The organism is Clostridioides sp. LIBA-7678, assembly GCF_056716065.1.
In genome coordinates this window covers 1,768,723-1,784,863 of the sequence record NZ_CP196987.1, presented here as the reverse complement: position 1 = coordinate 1,784,863, position 16,141 = coordinate 1,768,723, and the positions used below count along the sequence as shown (strand labels likewise).

14 protein-coding genes and 2 other annotated features are annotated in these 16,141 nt (G+C 27.9%); all 14 genes read right to left on the bottom strand.

Features of this window, described 5'->3' with window-relative positions:
- Position 1: 1 nt before the first annotated feature.
- Entirely contained in the window at positions 2-952 is a 951-nt protein-coding gene (locus ACTG46_RS08660; RefSeq protein ID WP_054270075.1) for an ABC transporter permease, read from the bottom strand.
- Between the two features lie 22 nt (positions 953-974).
- Complete coding sequence (locus ACTG46_RS08655) at positions 975-2,471, bottom strand: sugar ABC transporter ATP-binding protein (protein ID WP_479923940.1); 1,497 nt, start codon at positions 2,469-2,471, stop codon at positions 975-977.
- Positions 2,472-2,483: 12 nt separating this feature from the next.
- Positions 2,484-3,668 carry a hypothetical protein gene (locus ACTG46_RS08650; protein ID WP_074179030.1) on the bottom strand — a complete coding sequence of 395 codons (1,185 nt, stop codon included), beginning with the start codon at positions 3,666-3,668 and terminating at the stop codon, positions 2,484-2,486.
- Entirely contained in the window at positions 3,661-4,611 is a 951-nt protein-coding gene (locus tag ACTG46_RS08645; RefSeq protein ID WP_479923939.1) for an N-acetylglucosamine kinase, read from the bottom strand. The genes ACTG46_RS08650 and ACTG46_RS08645 overlap by 8 nt, the downstream gene beginning before the upstream one ends.
- 1 nt (position 4,612) lies before the next feature.
- Positions 4,613-5,707, bottom strand: coding sequence for an ROK family protein (locus ACTG46_RS08640; RefSeq protein ID WP_054270071.1), 1,095 nt, complete (start codon positions 5,705-5,707; stop codon positions 4,613-4,615).
- A 167-nt stretch (positions 5,708-5,874) separates the two neighbouring features.
- Positions 5,875-7,140 (bottom strand): histidinol dehydrogenase, encoded by a 1,266-nt coding sequence (gene hisD / locus ACTG46_RS08635; protein WP_479923938.1) that lies wholly within the window; start codon positions 7,138-7,140, stop codon positions 5,875-5,877.
- Positions 7,141-7,309: 169 nt separating this feature from the next.
- On the bottom strand, positions 7,310-8,419 hold the full coding sequence (gene tnpB, locus ACTG46_RS08630) for an IS200/IS605 family element RNA-guided endonuclease TnpB (RefSeq protein WP_479922903.1): 1,110 nt from the start codon (positions 8,417-8,419) through the stop codon (positions 7,310-7,312).
- A gap of 1 nt (position 8,420) precedes the next feature.
- On the bottom strand, positions 8,421-8,498 hold the full coding sequence (locus ACTG46_RS08625; RefSeq protein ID WP_141668768.1) for a transposase: 78 nt from the start codon (positions 8,496-8,498) through the stop codon (positions 8,421-8,423).
- A gap of 787 nt (positions 8,499-9,285) precedes the next feature.
- Complete coding sequence (cdeM, locus tag ACTG46_RS08620) at positions 9,286-9,777, bottom strand: exosporium morphogenetic protein CdeM (protein ID WP_054270069.1); 492 nt, start codon at positions 9,775-9,777, stop codon at positions 9,286-9,288.
- A gap of 115 nt (positions 9,778-9,892) precedes the next feature.
- The gene (locus ACTG46_RS08615) at positions 9,893-11,110 is read right to left on the bottom strand and encodes a homoserine dehydrogenase (RefSeq protein WP_054270068.1); all 1,218 of its coding nucleotides are present in this window, start codon (positions 11,108-11,110) and stop codon (positions 9,893-9,895) included.
- An 85-nt stretch (positions 11,111-11,195) separates the two neighbouring features.
- Positions 11,196-11,431: a binding site (T-box leader), on the bottom strand.
- 65 nt (positions 11,432-11,496) lie between these two features.
- Positions 11,497-11,737 (bottom strand) — a binding site (T-box leader).
- Between the two features lie 82 nt (positions 11,738-11,819).
- Complete coding sequence (locus ACTG46_RS08610; RefSeq protein WP_479923937.1) at positions 11,820-13,676, bottom strand: PAS domain-containing sensor histidine kinase; 1,857 nt, start codon at positions 13,674-13,676, stop codon at positions 11,820-11,822.
- 127 nt (positions 13,677-13,803) lie between these two features.
- Positions 13,804-14,739 (bottom strand): sugar-binding transcriptional regulator, encoded by a 936-nt coding sequence (locus ACTG46_RS08605; protein WP_054270066.1) that lies wholly within the window; start codon positions 14,737-14,739, stop codon positions 13,804-13,806.
- Positions 14,740-14,855: 116 nt separating this feature from the next.
- A complete protein-coding gene (locus ACTG46_RS08600; RefSeq protein ID WP_054270065.1) occupies positions 14,856-15,167 on the bottom strand; it encodes a hypothetical protein in 312 nt (103 codons plus the stop codon).
- Between the two features lie 67 nt (positions 15,168-15,234).
- Complete coding sequence (gene lsrF, locus ACTG46_RS08595; protein WP_054270064.1) at positions 15,235-16,119, bottom strand: 3-hydroxy-5-phosphonooxypentane-2,4-dione thiolase; 885 nt, start codon at positions 16,117-16,119, stop codon at positions 15,235-15,237.
- Between the last annotated feature and the right edge of the window lie 22 nt (positions 16,120-16,141).

Sequence of the window (16,141 nt, the reverse complement as noted above, 5' to 3'; positions counted from 1 at the left end):
TTTATCTTGAAGCAAGCTTCTTCTTGCTATAAGAATCAAATCCAACTGCTGCTAAAATTATTAATCCTTTAAATATGTATTGGAAATATACATCTATTCCAAGAAGGTTAAAACTGTTGTTTATAACACTCATAAGTAACACACCTATAACAGTTTTAAGTACAGAGCCAGAGCCTCCTGCTACTGACGTACCTCCTATTACTACAGATGCAATTGCATCCATATCATACCCTTCACCTGCAATTGCAGTTGCAGTCCCAAGTCTTCCAGTTAGTACAATACCAGCTATCCCTGCAAGTATAGCATTAATAATAAATACTTTTATTTTATGAGAGTCTACATTTATACCATTAAGTTTACTTGCTTCTTGATTTCCCCCTACAGAATAAACATATCTACCAAACTTAGTTTTATTAAGTACAATAAATGAAACTAACACTACTATAAAGAAAATTACTACTGGTATTGGTATATTAAACAAGTATCCATTTCCAATGTAATCAAGTATTGGTATATTTTCAGTAATTGGATATCCTCCTGTAAGCATCAATAGTAATCCTCTTACAATAGTGACCATAGCCATAGTGGCTATTAGCGATGGTACATTTATCTTGGCAACTACTATCCCATTGATTAATCCTATTACTGCACAAATTGCTATACCTAAAAACATAGATACAAGCAAGTTAGTTCCACCAGTTGCAAATTTCATTGTTATAGCACCTGCAAGAGCTGCTACTGCTCCAACTGATATATCAAAGTTGCCAGATATTATAACAAAAGTCATACCTGCTGAAATTATTCCAATTATAGAAGATTGTCGTAAAAGATTAAGTATATTTTGCTTACCTAAAAATGATGGAGTTGCAATGCTTATGGCTATACATAAAGCCAAAAAACCTAGCAATACTCCATAATCTCTTAAATTCAATTTCTCAAAAGCCTTTTTCATCTCAGTCCTCCATTTTCATTTTTTATACATTAAATATACTGTTCATTATGTCTTGAACCTTTATATTTTCATTTTTTAAATCATCTACAATAGAACCTTCTCTAGTTACTAAAATTCTATCACTTACTCTTATTACTTCTTCTAAATCAGAAGATATAAATATTACTCCTATTCCTTTACTTGAAAATTCCTTTATTGTATTAAAAATATCTTCTTTCGCAGCAATATCTATTCCTTTTGTCGGTTCATCATATATTATTAAATCTAAATCTTTGTCCAGCCATTTAGAAACTACTACTTTTTGTTGGTTTCCACCACTAAGTTCCTTTACCTCTTGTTTTACATCACTAATTTTTATTCCTAGTTCTTTAACTCCTTTTTTAGAAAATTCAATTTCTCTATTTCTATCTATAAACAACAGTTTCTTAAATTTGTCAATTTGTACTGATGCTGAATTAGTATATATAGCCTGCTCTAAAATTAACCCCAGATTTTTTCTATCTTCAGGAATCAATCCTATTTTATTCTTTATAGCAATTTTAGGAGATGTTATATCTACTTTTTTACCATTAATAAATATATCTCCACTATCTTTATTCTCTATCCCAAATATCAAATTTATTATTTCAGTTCTTCTTGAACCTACAAGACCTGCAAGACCTACAACTTCACCTCTATAAACTTTAAATGAAACATCTTTTATTTTATTAGACCAACTTATATTCTCAACTTCTAGTACTGGGGGTTCTTCATACTTTGCAAATGTATAATCCTTTTTCTCAATAAGTTTGTGATTATCATCACCTGTCATAAGTTGAGTTATTTTTAATTTATTTAAATCTTTTACATCATAAGTTCCAATCATAACTCCATTTTTCATTATACTTGTACTATCACATACCTTAAACACTTCCTCTAATATATGAGAAATATAAACTATAGTTTTACCTTTAGATTTTAATCTGTTTATTATTTTAAACAATCCTTCTTTTTCATTATTAGTAAGTGATGTTGTTGGCTCATCCATTATGATAATTTCAGAATTACATGAAACTGCTTTCATTATCTCAACCATTTGTTGATTTGCTACGCTCAAATTGGACACTACTATATGTGGGTCTATATTAAAATCAAAATCTTCACAAATCTTCATATATTCTTCTAGCATATCTTTCTTATTTAAAAACACAATTCCCTTTAAAGTTTCTCTACCAAGAAAAACGTTTTCTATAACTGTAAGTGTTGGTATTAAACTTAATTCTTGATAAATTATACTAATACCATTTTCTTTAGAATGATGTGGATTTTTAAACATAATTTCTTTACCCTTTAGGATTACTTTACCTTTAGTTTGAGCATGAACTCCTCCTAAAATTTTAATAAGTGTAGATTTTCCTACACCATTAGCTCCCAAAAGAGCTCTTACTTCTCCCTTTTCTAATTCGAAATCTATACCATTTAAAACATCTACTTTTCCAAAACTTTTAAATATTTGTTGCATTTCCAATATTTTACTCACTATATCACCCCACTAATTCCTAAACCATTTTATAATTTCATCAATATTTTCTTTTGGTGCTGATAACAAGTCCCAAGATAAAACATATCCTTTTACTGCTGTCTTATTTATATTTAAAATATTTTCACTTATATATTTAGGTGTAACAGGAGCTATAATTTCTTTTTTATTAATTTCAATGCCTACATATATATCTTTAGTAAGATTTTTTGTCATAAAATTTATTTCTTCTAGTACAAATTTTATAGGATATACATCCCCTTCATACTCTGTAATCCCTAAAATATCTAAGAATTTTTGTTTTACAATCTCTTTATTTTCCTGTACAGATTCATCAATAAGTTTTTCAAATTCAAATGGTAAACCTGCTGGAGCTTTTGTAATTCTATACATCATCGGTTTTATAAAATCAGCTACCTCTTGTAGCCTTTCTAAATCTTGACCTGTAAAGTAAGAAATAAAGGGAGAAAAAGTATCTATGCCTATTTTCAATCCTTTATCTTTAAAATAACTACTTATATCTACTAGTGCATTGTATATACTTTGATTTTTTATTTCGAAAAAATTTTCCCATATTTTATTTTTAAATTTGTATTTTCCATTAATGTATTCTGTTATGCCAAATGGAGTATCTTTATTACTTATCACTTTGTTAGATACATTATTCATTTCTATTATTAATGACTTTTTATCTATATTATTTTTTTCATATATATTTAAACAATCTTTACAAAAACAATTAAAAACACCATTTAACTTATTCGAAAAAGAAGCATACCTTATCTTATCTAGAAAAATTCCATCAAATTCAATTTCACTAAAATAAGTACTATATATTTTCTTTACATTTTCTATATTTTCCTTATTATTTGGACAATAAAATTCAAAGTTCTCATCTTCTTGTAAAGTATATCCCTTAACTTCTTTTCCAGTATAATCAATTAGTAAATTACTTTTTTCAAGCAATCCTATTTCCGAAAAGCATGGTAACCAAAGATATAATTCAACACTATATTTATTTAACAATTTTTTAGTTTTTATATATAACTCTTTATCTACATTCCAACCCATGATAACCTTTTCTATATCAATATATTCCATCAATTCTAATAGCTTACATTTTATATCATTAAATTTTATTTCTTTATTTTTAAATCCACCTGTAAAAATTTGTACTATCACTTTTTTTCTATCCATGTTTGACCCTCCTATCAGCTAATGCCATAGCAAGTCTTATACCTCCATATACAGGCTGATTTTCTTGAAGTATAAAGTTTAATTTTTTATCTATGTTTTCTGCTTTTAAATTATTCATTAACATTTGAGCATATATAGTTCTGTTTAATGTTCCACCAGACAAGACTATATTTATTTCATTTTTATCCTTTTTCATTGAATTATAGATTTTACCTAATATTACTTGAGCTAATTTAGATAATTCAATTGATGACTCTCTTAATATTTCAATAGCTAATTTATCTCCTTGTTCAGCGCAATCAATCACTAATGAAGCTAAATTTGCTATTTCAACATTGTTATTTATTTCAGTAATCATATATGTAAGTTTTTCAAAGCTATCTGCATTAAAGAAATATAAGATACAATTAAATAAATCACTATACTCATGACACTCATCACAATAAAGTAAGACCTTCTTTAATAATTTTCTTCCTATATCATATCCAGAGCCCAAATCACTAAAATTATATCCCCATCCACCAACTCTATATATTTCTCCATCTTCTCTAATTCCTAATACAATCGAACCTGTCCCAGCTACAATTACTAAACCAGGAGTATCAGTTTGTGCATAAAAGGCTAACACTGCATCATTTACTAGATACATTTTTTCTTTATTAAGTCCAATTTTTAATATCTCATCCATTATAATTTTATAATCATTAGGAGAATCACATCCTGATATCCCAAATACAGTGTACTCAATATCATCATAATTAATATGCAAATCTTTTAATATTTTCTCAAACCCATTATTAATATTTTCATATGTTTTTTGTATTCCAACTGACTTGTAATTAGTTGAACCAGTAGTGTACTCTTTAAGTATGTTTCCATCTAAATCACTTACACAAAATTTTGTCTTTGTTCCTCCTCCATCTATTGAAATCAAATATCTCACATTAATATCCTCCTTTTTTATTAGACAAGGAATATTGATAGTCAGTTTCTTTTAAACACATACTAATTACTCCATTTATACTTCCTTCTCTCAGTGACTCTACTTTTATTAATTTAGGGAAATTTTCTTCTCCCACACTCTTACTTACATCTTTCTCTATAAATTCCATATCAGCCTCAGTTAATATACTGCATTGTATAATCATAGCTTGTGGATTTAAGACACATACAAGAGTTCTTACAAAATTTGATATTATTGATAAGACTTCTTTTTTAAAATTATTATCCTTGCTCTCCAAATATCTTTTTCTTAAACTTAAAATATAATCTTCAATATTTAAGTTTTCATAATTATACTTATTAAACTCCATATTTAAATAACTTAATTCTCCAGCAAAATTTGTGGAACCTAAATATAACTCGCCATTTATAACTATCCCTGAACCAATACCATCTTCTAAATACATAAGAGCCATATTTTTATATTCATCTTTATACTGTTTTTGGTAAATTCCAATAGTAGTAATATTTGTATCATTTTCTATAAATACTTTAGTATTGTATTTACTCTTTATTAAAGTCTCTAGGTTTATACCTTCCCAACTTTTTATAGTTGGTATATTCTTAACCACACCATTTTTTACAACTCCTGGAACTCCAATCCCAATAGCTCTTATACTGTTTTCTCTTACCTTTTCTATTAAAGTATCTATAACAAAAAAAGTATCTTGGTTAACGTTTTCATAGGTATCCATTCTTATGTCAAATTCCTCTTGATAAGTTATCTCCCCTAATAAATTTGCAACTACTCCTATACAGCTATTTCTATAATAATATAAAGCTATTATGTGTTCCAAATTTGCATTTATTTCAAATAATTGTGCTCTTCTTCCTCCAGTAGACTCACTTAATCCACTTACTTTGACCTCATTTTTTAAGGCTAATTGTTCTACAATTTTATTAACTGTAGCTAAACTCAATTCAGTAATACTTGAAATTTCTGGCTTCGTTATAGGACCTTCATTTTTTATAATGTTTTTTATTAAATCTTCATTTACTTTTTTTATCGTTTGTGGCTTTCCAACTATATTTTTCATAAACAACACCTTACTTTATAAACTTTATTTATTAAGTTTAGTATAATATCTTCAATACAAATTTGTCAATAAATTTTCAATAAAAAAGCCATTTCAATATAATCTAAAATTATTATGAAATGACGTTTCTATTGAAATAGCTGATTTAAAAACAAGTCTTTTAAAATCTATTTTTTAAACCTAACTTCAGCTGCCTTTGCATGAGCATACAGTCCCTCTTCTTTTGCTAACTTTTCTGCAACAGGAGCTAATTCTTTTATAGCCTTTTCATTCAATATCTGCTTTGTACAAGTTTTTATAAATGTACCAACCCAAACACCACCTGTGTATCTTGATGCTTTAAGTGTTGGTAATGTATGATTTGTACCTGAAACATAGTCACCAAATACTTCTGCAGAAAGATTTCCAATAAATAGAGAACCATAGTTAATTAATTTATCACAAATCTCATCATACTTCTCTACTGCAACTTCTAAATGTTCTGGTGCATAAAAATTACTTATTTTAATAGCTTCCTCAATATCATCAACTAAAATTATCTCTCCATTATTCTCCCATGAACTATATGCTATATCTTTTGTTGGTAAATCTTCTAACATAATTTTTATATTTTTCTCAACTTCATTTGCTATTTCTAAGCTATTTGTCAATAATATACCTCTTGCATTTAAATCATGCTCACATTGTGCTAATAAATCAGCTGCAATATAAACTGGATTTGAAGTTTCATCAGCTATTATAAGAACTTCACTTGGACCAGCTACAAAATCAATTCCCACTTGACCATAACACTGTCTTTTAGCTTCAGTTACAAATTTATTTCCTGGTCCTACAATTATGTCAACTGGATTAATCTTTTCTGTACCATATGTAAATGCTGCTATAGCTTGGACACCTCCAGTTGCATATATTTCATCAGCCCCTGCTATGTCCATAGCTACCAAGGTTTTAGGATTTATATCTTCAGTATTTTTCATAGTTGGCGAACATGCTACTATTCTTTTTACACCTGCAACTTTTGCAGGTATTATAAGCATAAGTGCTGTTGAAAATAATGGATATTGCCCACCTGGAACATATGCAAGGCATGATTCTATTGGAATATTAGTTTGACCTAAGATTACACCTGGATAAATTTCTTTTTCAAAAGAATTTTCAAAACTTGATTTTTGAGCTTTAGCAAATTCTCTTATATTTTCAGCAGCAATCTTCAGATTATTTATAAATTCATTATCTACATGTTTATAAGCTTCTTTTATCTCTTCTTTAGTAATTCTAAATTCATATCTTGTATTTTTATCAAACTTATCATTGTATTTTCTAAGTGCAACATCCTTATTTCTTCTTATATCTTCTATTATAGAACTTACTTGCTCTCTTAAAACCTTTTCATCTACCTTTTCTTTTGTACTTGATGTTTTGATGCTTTTCATTTTTTACCTCCTAGTTTTACAATATTATTCTCATTTAAGATACCTGAACCTCCCATGACTAAAGTCACAGGGTTCCTGTTTCATAGAATTTTGCATACTGAAATATGTCTTACTAATTCTCCACAGGCTATCCCCGTAGTTCCTACGGTTCTTACATACATTATCTATTTTAAACTGTTATTAGTCTTAATCCTTCTTTTAGTATATTTATACTCGCATTTATGTCTCTATCGTGAGTTACATTACAACAAGGACAAATCCATTCTCTTATATTTAAATTCTTAACTTCCTCGTTTTTGTACCCACATTTATTGCATATTTGTGAACTTGCAAAGAATCTACCTACCTTTACAATTTGTCTACCATACCAATTAGCCTTGTATTCTAATTGACGAATAAATTCTGACCATGACACATCAGAAATTAAGCGAGATAGTTTACTATTTCTAGTCATATTCTTTACTTGTAAATCCTCTAAGCAAATAATATCATTCTCTCGTATTAATTTAGTAGATAGTTTTTGTAGAAAATCCTTCCTTTGATTAGCTATATGCTCTTGAAGTCTTGCAACTTTTAATCTTGCTTTATTTCTATTTAAACTACCAATTGTTTTTCTCGATAGTTCTCTTTGTAATTTAGCAAGTTTGTTTAATGACTTCTGAAGATACTTAGGATTTTCTATAAAGTCTCCACAACTTGAGATACAAAATTCTTTAATTCCTAAATCTAAACCTATCTGACTATTAGTATTTTCAAATGCTTTAATATCTATATCAGTACAACATAATGATACATAATATTTTCCACTTGGTTCTTTGGATATAGTAGCATTAAGTATTCTTCCTTGAGGTATTTGTTTATCCCTTACTTTAACCATACCAAGTTTAGGTAATTTTATATATTGACTAAGGTACAGAATATTTCCATTTGTAAAGTTTGTTCTATATGAAAATCTATTAGTTTTCTTTGATTTAAATTTAGGAAATCCTGTATTTTCTTTAAAGAATTTTTTATATGCATTTTCTAAATCTTTTAAGGTATTTTGTAGTGAAAATTTGTCAGGTTCTTTAAGCCACTCTAATTCTCTTTTTAAATTGGTCAAATCAGAACTGCACTGTTTATAAGTAAAAGTTTCTTTATCATTTTCATAAACTTCTATTTTTTTAGCAAGATATTTATTATATACAAATCTACAACATCCAAAAGTTTTGTTAATTAACTCTTGCTGTTTTTTATTTGGATACATTCTAAACTTATATGCTTTTTCCACTACTATCACCTCACTTTACTTGTTTTTTATGATTATGTAGTACTGGATGTCTATATTTTACACACCATACTATATGGTATTTATACATATCTGAGCTACTTCAATTTTTACTCACCCATCCTAATATTAACAAGGTCAATTTTTTTAAACAAGTATTTTAAAGGTTTTTATATTTATTTTTAAATAACATATGTAAGAACCGTAAGTCCTAACTTTTATCATTTTTGAGGTTGTCGTTCACATAAGTTCGCTACTACCTATGCAGTTCTCTTATGAACTTCTTACACTTTCATGTAAGCACAGACTATATCTTATCCTTCGGTATTATCCGTTAAGGTCTACCCACTTCCACTACCGATAACTTGTAGTGTACTTCCCTCAAGAGGAATAGTCGTTGAAGTTTCTCCTACTTAGGAGCTTACCTGCTGATTGCCCATTTTAAAGTACTTAGGGTTTAACCTTATACCATCTAACCAATTTTTTCTACTTTCGTGACTTTCACACTTAGGTTTATTTCATCCTTATGTTTTAGTTTGGTTAGCTTTAGGGGTTTCCAGCAATTCAAGTAGTATTGGATAGGTTATATCCTATCTCTACATATAAGTTTCCCTATATGCTGACTATTTTAGCTACTAACTCACGACTAAAGTCACAAGTGTGCGTAGCTATTTTTTAATCAATAAATAAAAACTCCCACCCTCTATTAAAAGCTAGAGGATGGGAGTCTAATCATATTGTACTCACCTCACTAACTGAGCACTATTTGTCTAATAACTATACTTATATTTCTTCTAATCATTAATTTTTTTCTGAATTTTCTCTTTATTATACATAATATGATATATTTTAACTATTGATTTGTCAATGAAATTCTTTTATTTTCTACCACAGTTACAGTTAGGTTTATGGCATTTATGGCAACAATTGTTGTTTCCACCATTATTTCCATTTCTTCTAGCTTCACATTCCATACCTTTATCAAATAATCTAGCAGCTTCTGCTAAATATTCTATTCCTCTATAATTGAACTCAGAATATTCATCCCAGTATTTTTCTGCTTTTTCCCATAATTTTCTAGCTTCACATTCATATGCTAATGCTTCTTTTTTTCTTTCTGCAGATTCGCAGAATGCTTCTCTAGCTTCTCTTTCTCTTATTTCAGCTTCTCTTCTAAATCTTTCACAGTTTCTAGGTCTATTTTCTTCTTGATTTGAACATCCACAGTTTGAACCTCTTCTTTCTCTATCTTCATCGTATGCTGCTCTTTCATATTCTTCTCCATCATTTTGGAACCATTTAGCTGTAGCTTCTCCTCTTTCATACCAATCTTCTGGATAACCACCATTTGCATATTTTTTATTTTCCATATAACATATCTCTCCTTTTAATTTTAATTTTTTATGAGATGTTTTGTTTTATCTCATAGTATATAGTATTAAAATTATCAAAATATGTTACATATAAACTTATTTTTTCCCTTTTTTAACTTATTTTCAACATTTTATTCATTTTTTCGCAATATCCCTTATCTTTTATTAGACATAGGCTGTTATTTATTTCATACTCAGAATCAGCATAAACCATAATAGCAAGCTCATCATCATCATTTAAAACATCATAATTTACTAAGCAATTCTCAACTATATTCAATATTTCATCTTTATTACATTTTTTAAATCTAAGAAGTGCTCCACATTTTTCTCTAACTATCTTATTAACCTGTATTTTATCTTTAGTAAAAGAATCTATACTTGAAACTCTATTATCTATTATATCAATCACATCTGAATAAACTGCACTTCCTGTTGCTAGACTTCCAGCTCCCTTACCTACAAAAGAAACTTCTCCTACTGAATCGCCATTTACTATAACAGCATTAAATTCATTGTCTATTCTAGCAAGTATATTATCTTTTTCTACTAGGACAGGTCTAACAAAAGCACTTACTTTATCATTTTCATACTTACTTTGACCAATTAATTTTATCTTACAATTTAATTTTTTTGCATATTCAATATCTTTTTCATCTATATCTGTAATTCCCTCTAAATATACATCTTTCCAATACACTCTATTATCATAAGCTAGAGTTGATAATATTGATAGTTTTCTAGCAGCATCATATCCTAATACATCTGACTCTGGATTGGCTTCAGCAAAACCTAATTCCTGAGCTTGCTTTAACGCCATATCATAAGATAAATTCTCGTCATACATTTTAGATAATATAAAGTTAGTAGTTCCATTTAAAATAGCATTTATACTATCTATGTTATTTCCTTCTAATGACTCTATTATTGGTTTTAATACTGGTATCCCTCCAGCAACTGAAGCTTCAAATTTTATACTTACCTTATTTTCACTTGCTAATTTTGCAAGCTCATCTCCACATTCAGCTAGCAAATCTTTATTTGCTGTAACAACATGAATTTTATTATTTAAAGCTTTTTTAATATAAGATAATGTTGGTTCTAAACCACCCATAACTTCTACAAGTATATCTATATCTTTTTCAAATATATCATCTATATTATTAGTTATTATATTAGAGTATTTTTTACCTTTATGTTTTTCTAGATTGTTAACTAAAATTCCAACTATTTCTATATTTCTTTTTTCTTTATTATTATCTATTATATCTATAAGTCCACTTCCTACAGTTCCATATCCTAGTACTCCAATTTTCACTTTATTCTCCATTTTATTATCCTCCTAAAATTTATAATTTTCCGATTTTTTTTTATTTTCAATCTTTTATTGCAATAAAAATAGACTCATCCCTAGATAAAGGGACGAGTCTATGCTCGCGGTTCCACCCAATTTGATTTCATCATTTATTGATAAAATCCACTTTATACTTTAACGCAGTTAACGGTTAATCTTACTAAAACCTTTCAAGGTAACTTCAGACCACAGCTCCTAGGTAGTTTTCAATTTTTCAAACTTAGAAAGTCTTTCAGCCTTTGAACTTTCCTCTCTGATAGTCGAACTAAATCTACTCTTCCTATTCATCGCTTTTATATTTTTTATGATTATTATAATTACTATTTATATTTTTAAATAACAAAAAACTCCCATCCTTATAACATAAGGACGAGAGTATTATTCCCGCGGTTCCACCTAACTTAATTTTCATATATTATGAAAACTCACTTTACACTTTAACGCAGTTAACGACTATTCTTACTAAAATCTATTAATATAGATAACTTCAGAAAGTAGCTCCTAGGTAGTTTTCAATCTCTCTAATTTAAAAAGTCTTTCAGCCGATGGACTCTTCTCTCTGGCAATCGAATTAGATTTACTCTTCCTATTCATCGCTTTTTTATTTATTATGTTGTAATTTATTTTAAACCCTTCTAAAACAATTGTCAATAGTTTTTTAAAATTTTATCTATTTACACTTAAATTATAAATCCGAAAATTCTATTTCTAATTTTTTACTTAGCTCATCGCTAACTTCTCTTTTATAATTGCATTTTTCAGTATTATTTTCTCTTCTAATTGGCAATGAAACAATAAATTCACTTCCAATCCCAAGTTGACTATTTAAACATATACTTCCATCATGTAATTCAACTAAAGATTTCACTAGTGAAAGGCCAATTCCACTTCCTTTAACCCTATAAGAAAGTTCATTATCAATTTGTTCAAATCTATTAAATATCTTATCTATTTTTTCTTTTGGTATACCTATTCCACTGTCAGATATTTTCATTTTAAACATATCATCTTTCACACATAAAAATATATTTATCTCTCCATTTTCTTTATTATACTTAATTCCATTAGAAAGCAAATTTAATATTATTCTTTCCAATTTTTCTGAATCAAATAACATAGTAAATTCTTCTATTTCTGTATCAAATGTAAGTTGTATGTTATTTTGACTTGCGAAATCAGCTACAGACATACATATATCCTCTATAAATGAAATTATATCGGATTCTTCTGGTTTGAAATCTAAATATCCTGACTGCATTTTTGTAAAGTCTATAAAATTATTAACCAATCTTAATATTCTATTTCCATTCTGTTTTATCATACCTAGATTTCTTTTTAAAGTATCATTTGATTCTATTAAATCTGCTTCTTTTCTTTCTATTAATTGTAATGAAGACGAGATTAAATTTATGGGGGTTCTAAGTTCATGAGACAAATTTGCAAAGAACTCCATTTTGTTTTTATCCATTTCTTCTTCTAATTTTTTTCTTCTGCTTATATCTCTTGCTGTTCCAATTATTCCAATAACACTTCCATAACTATCAAAAAATGGTCTTTTTGTAATCTCAATACACTTATTTTCATTGTTCATACTTATATTTGATTCGAATGTAACCACCTTTTTATTTTCAACTACATCTTTATCACTTTTAAGTATCCTATCTATTAAAGATTCTTCTGTTGATATTTTATAACTATTCTTTCCTAATAATTCTTCTTTATTCATACAAGCTAAATTTAAAAAACCTGAATTAAATCCAATGTAATTTCCATACACATCTTTATAAAACATATTCTCTGGAATTGAATGTTCAATCATCTTCATTAAGTTTTTTGAATTATAGTTTTTGTTACTATTTCCACTATATATTATATTATCTATTATTCCTATAGTTCCCAAAAGTTCATCTTCATCATACAAAAAATATTTTTCAACCATGAAGAATGTTTCTTTGTATTCAAATAGATTTTGTAAAAATCTTTTTTTACTCGATACACCTTCTATATAATCATTCCTAAATAATTTTCCGGTGCTTTCTCCCCATACTTCTACATCATTCTTCCCAAATATATCTTTTGTTGTTTTAATATTATTATTTAATATTGGAACTAAATTTTCGCTACAATCTATGTATATGCCTTCTTCATCTTTTATATAGGCTATTTTTTCTTTTTTATTAAAAGAATCGATTACTTGTCTGTAATCAAATACAATCTTGCAAAAATACAAAATTATATGTGATTCTCCTATTATTTGTTTTTTTATGTTTATCCAATTTTTAAGTGTTGGTATATATCTTTTTACACAGTTTACATTATCTGAAAATAACTCATTAAAATATTTCTTGGCTTTAAATACAGGTAATAAATCTAATATATTTTCGTCACAAAGTCCTTCTTCTAATTTTAATATTTTCCCCATACCTTTACTTATATATTCTACTCGATACTCTATATTTTCTTGTTCCTTTATAACTTTACAATATAAAAAAGGAACAGGTATATTTTTTATAAAATTTACATATTTATTATGGGTATCCATATCCTAACCACTACCTCTCAATGTTATTTACAATAGTACTCTTTAAGTAATTATATGACAATTTTCTATTAATTATAACATATTTTATAAGATTTTCTTGTAAATAAATTTAATTTTATGTAATTTATTATTTGTTTATAATTATTTGTGTCGCTTTTTTCTCATCAGTTATTATGTGTGTTATGTATCCAGTCTTCAATGCACCTGTTATTGCACTTACACTAGAATCTGAACATATGGCTATAACCTTTTTTGCTTTTTTTAATTTTTCAAGAGGTATTTGTATAACATAGTCATTATCACTTTTAATTATTTCCCCATACTTATTAAAATAATAAGATAAAAATGAACCTACTGCCTTCTCTTTTGTAAGCTTTTTCCCAAATCTAATTGCAGTAGCTTGGTCTGGTACCTGTGGGTAATTATCTATGGATAAAATTATTGTGTCAATATTATCCCATTTTTTCTCCATACTTTGATAATTTTCAGTTTTCAAATATATATCTCTTTCTTCACTACTAGTTGGGAATGCAGGCGCATATAAAAATACAGGACTAAATCCTGTACTATTTGAAAATACAGATATTAACTCATTAGGATGATATCCTTTGTTTGGTATATTTGCCATCCCAACTAATGGATATACCTCTCCTTTAAAAATACAATTATCATCATTCTTTTGCATTTCTTCCATTATATTACCTATAATATAACCCCACCCTATTCCTACATTACTGACCTTATTTAATTCTTCTTTTATGTACTTTATTCCATGACTTAGTATAGTTTGTTGAGTTATATATTCAGTTTTAGCTTCAGGAACTATTAACCCACCTTTAATACTAAAAATATCTTTTATTTGATTCATCAATAAATCATTACTAGAAAACAATTCTCTAATTTCTATTTTTACTATTCCAATCTCTTTTGCTCTATTTAACATCTTACTTACTAAGGGTCTTGATACACCTAAGATTTTTGCAATTTCTGCTTGAGTTTTATTTTCTTCATAATACATTTTTGATACTTCTACCAATTTCAACATTTCATTATCAATAGTCATATTTTCATCCTTTCAAAGTTGATTATAAATTAAAATTATATCATTAAATAAATTTTGTCAAGTTGTATTAATAATAAAAAAAGTCTAGAAAAATCCTAGACTTTTTAGCTTAAATATCAACATTCTTGCATTAATTCAATTATAAAACCACCATTAATTATAAATGCACATTTCAAGTTATCTCCTACATTAAAAGGTTCTACAATTACTTCATTCTCACTCAAGTATTTATCCATATTTTTTACTTTATATGCAACATGAGGATTCTTTTGCATTATTTCTGGAAGTGGACTTCCTTCGACAAATCTCAAGTATTCATATTTAAACTCTGTATATTTTGGGTCTGTTATATAAACCTTTAATTCTTCATTAAATTCCTCATGTTCTTGTGGTTTGTCTGTTATGACACCTATATGTACAAATTCCATAAATTTACCTCCAATATATTGAAATTTATGTATTACATTGATATTTATATACTTAACTTAGTATATATTACTTATACTCCTTCTTTAATTCTTCAAATAACTTATATGCTTGTTCTGGTGTATTGTTCTCGTGAACAATAGCTTTTATTGCTTTTATCATTGCTTTTGGACTTTCTGATTGGAATACATTTCTTCCCATATCAACACCTGCTGCACCTTCGTTTATAGCTCTATAAGCCATCTCTAATGCTTCCTTTTCTGGGACTTTTTTTCCTCCTGCTATAACTATAGGTACTGGACAAGCAGCTGTTATTTTCTCAAAATCTTCACAATAATAACTCTTTACTATACTTGCTCCAAACTCAGCTAGCATTCTAGTAGCTAATAAGAAATATTTTGCTGTTCTTTCCATTTCTTTACCTACTGCAACAACACCCAAAACAGGTATAGAATATCTATTTCCCATATCTATTGTTTTAACTAAATTTTCTATAGCTTTACATTCGCCTTCAGCACCCATAAATGTCTGTATAGCTAGACAAGATGCATTCATTCTTATAGCATCTTCTATATCAACTCCAATTACTTCCCTACTCATATCTTCTCTAAGCACTGAACTTCCTGCTGAACATCTAAGTGCTATAGCCTTATCCTGAATTGGACTTATACATGTTCTCAAAGCTCCTCTTGTAGCCATAAGACAGTCTGCATCTTCTATAAGGTCAGGTATTGAAAGGTCTAATCTCTCTAACCCTTGAGTAGGACCCATGATATACCCATGGTCAAAGGCTAACATAAGTGATTTTCCTGTTTTAGGATTGAATATTTTTGACAATCTATTTTTCATTCCCCAATCCACATTATCCATTCCTTTTAAATAAAAGCTTTGTTCTGGAGGTTTTATACCTACTCCGTAATCTTTTGGTAGTATTATTCCATCTTTATCTGCCATTTTTTATCTCCCTTTAATTCAA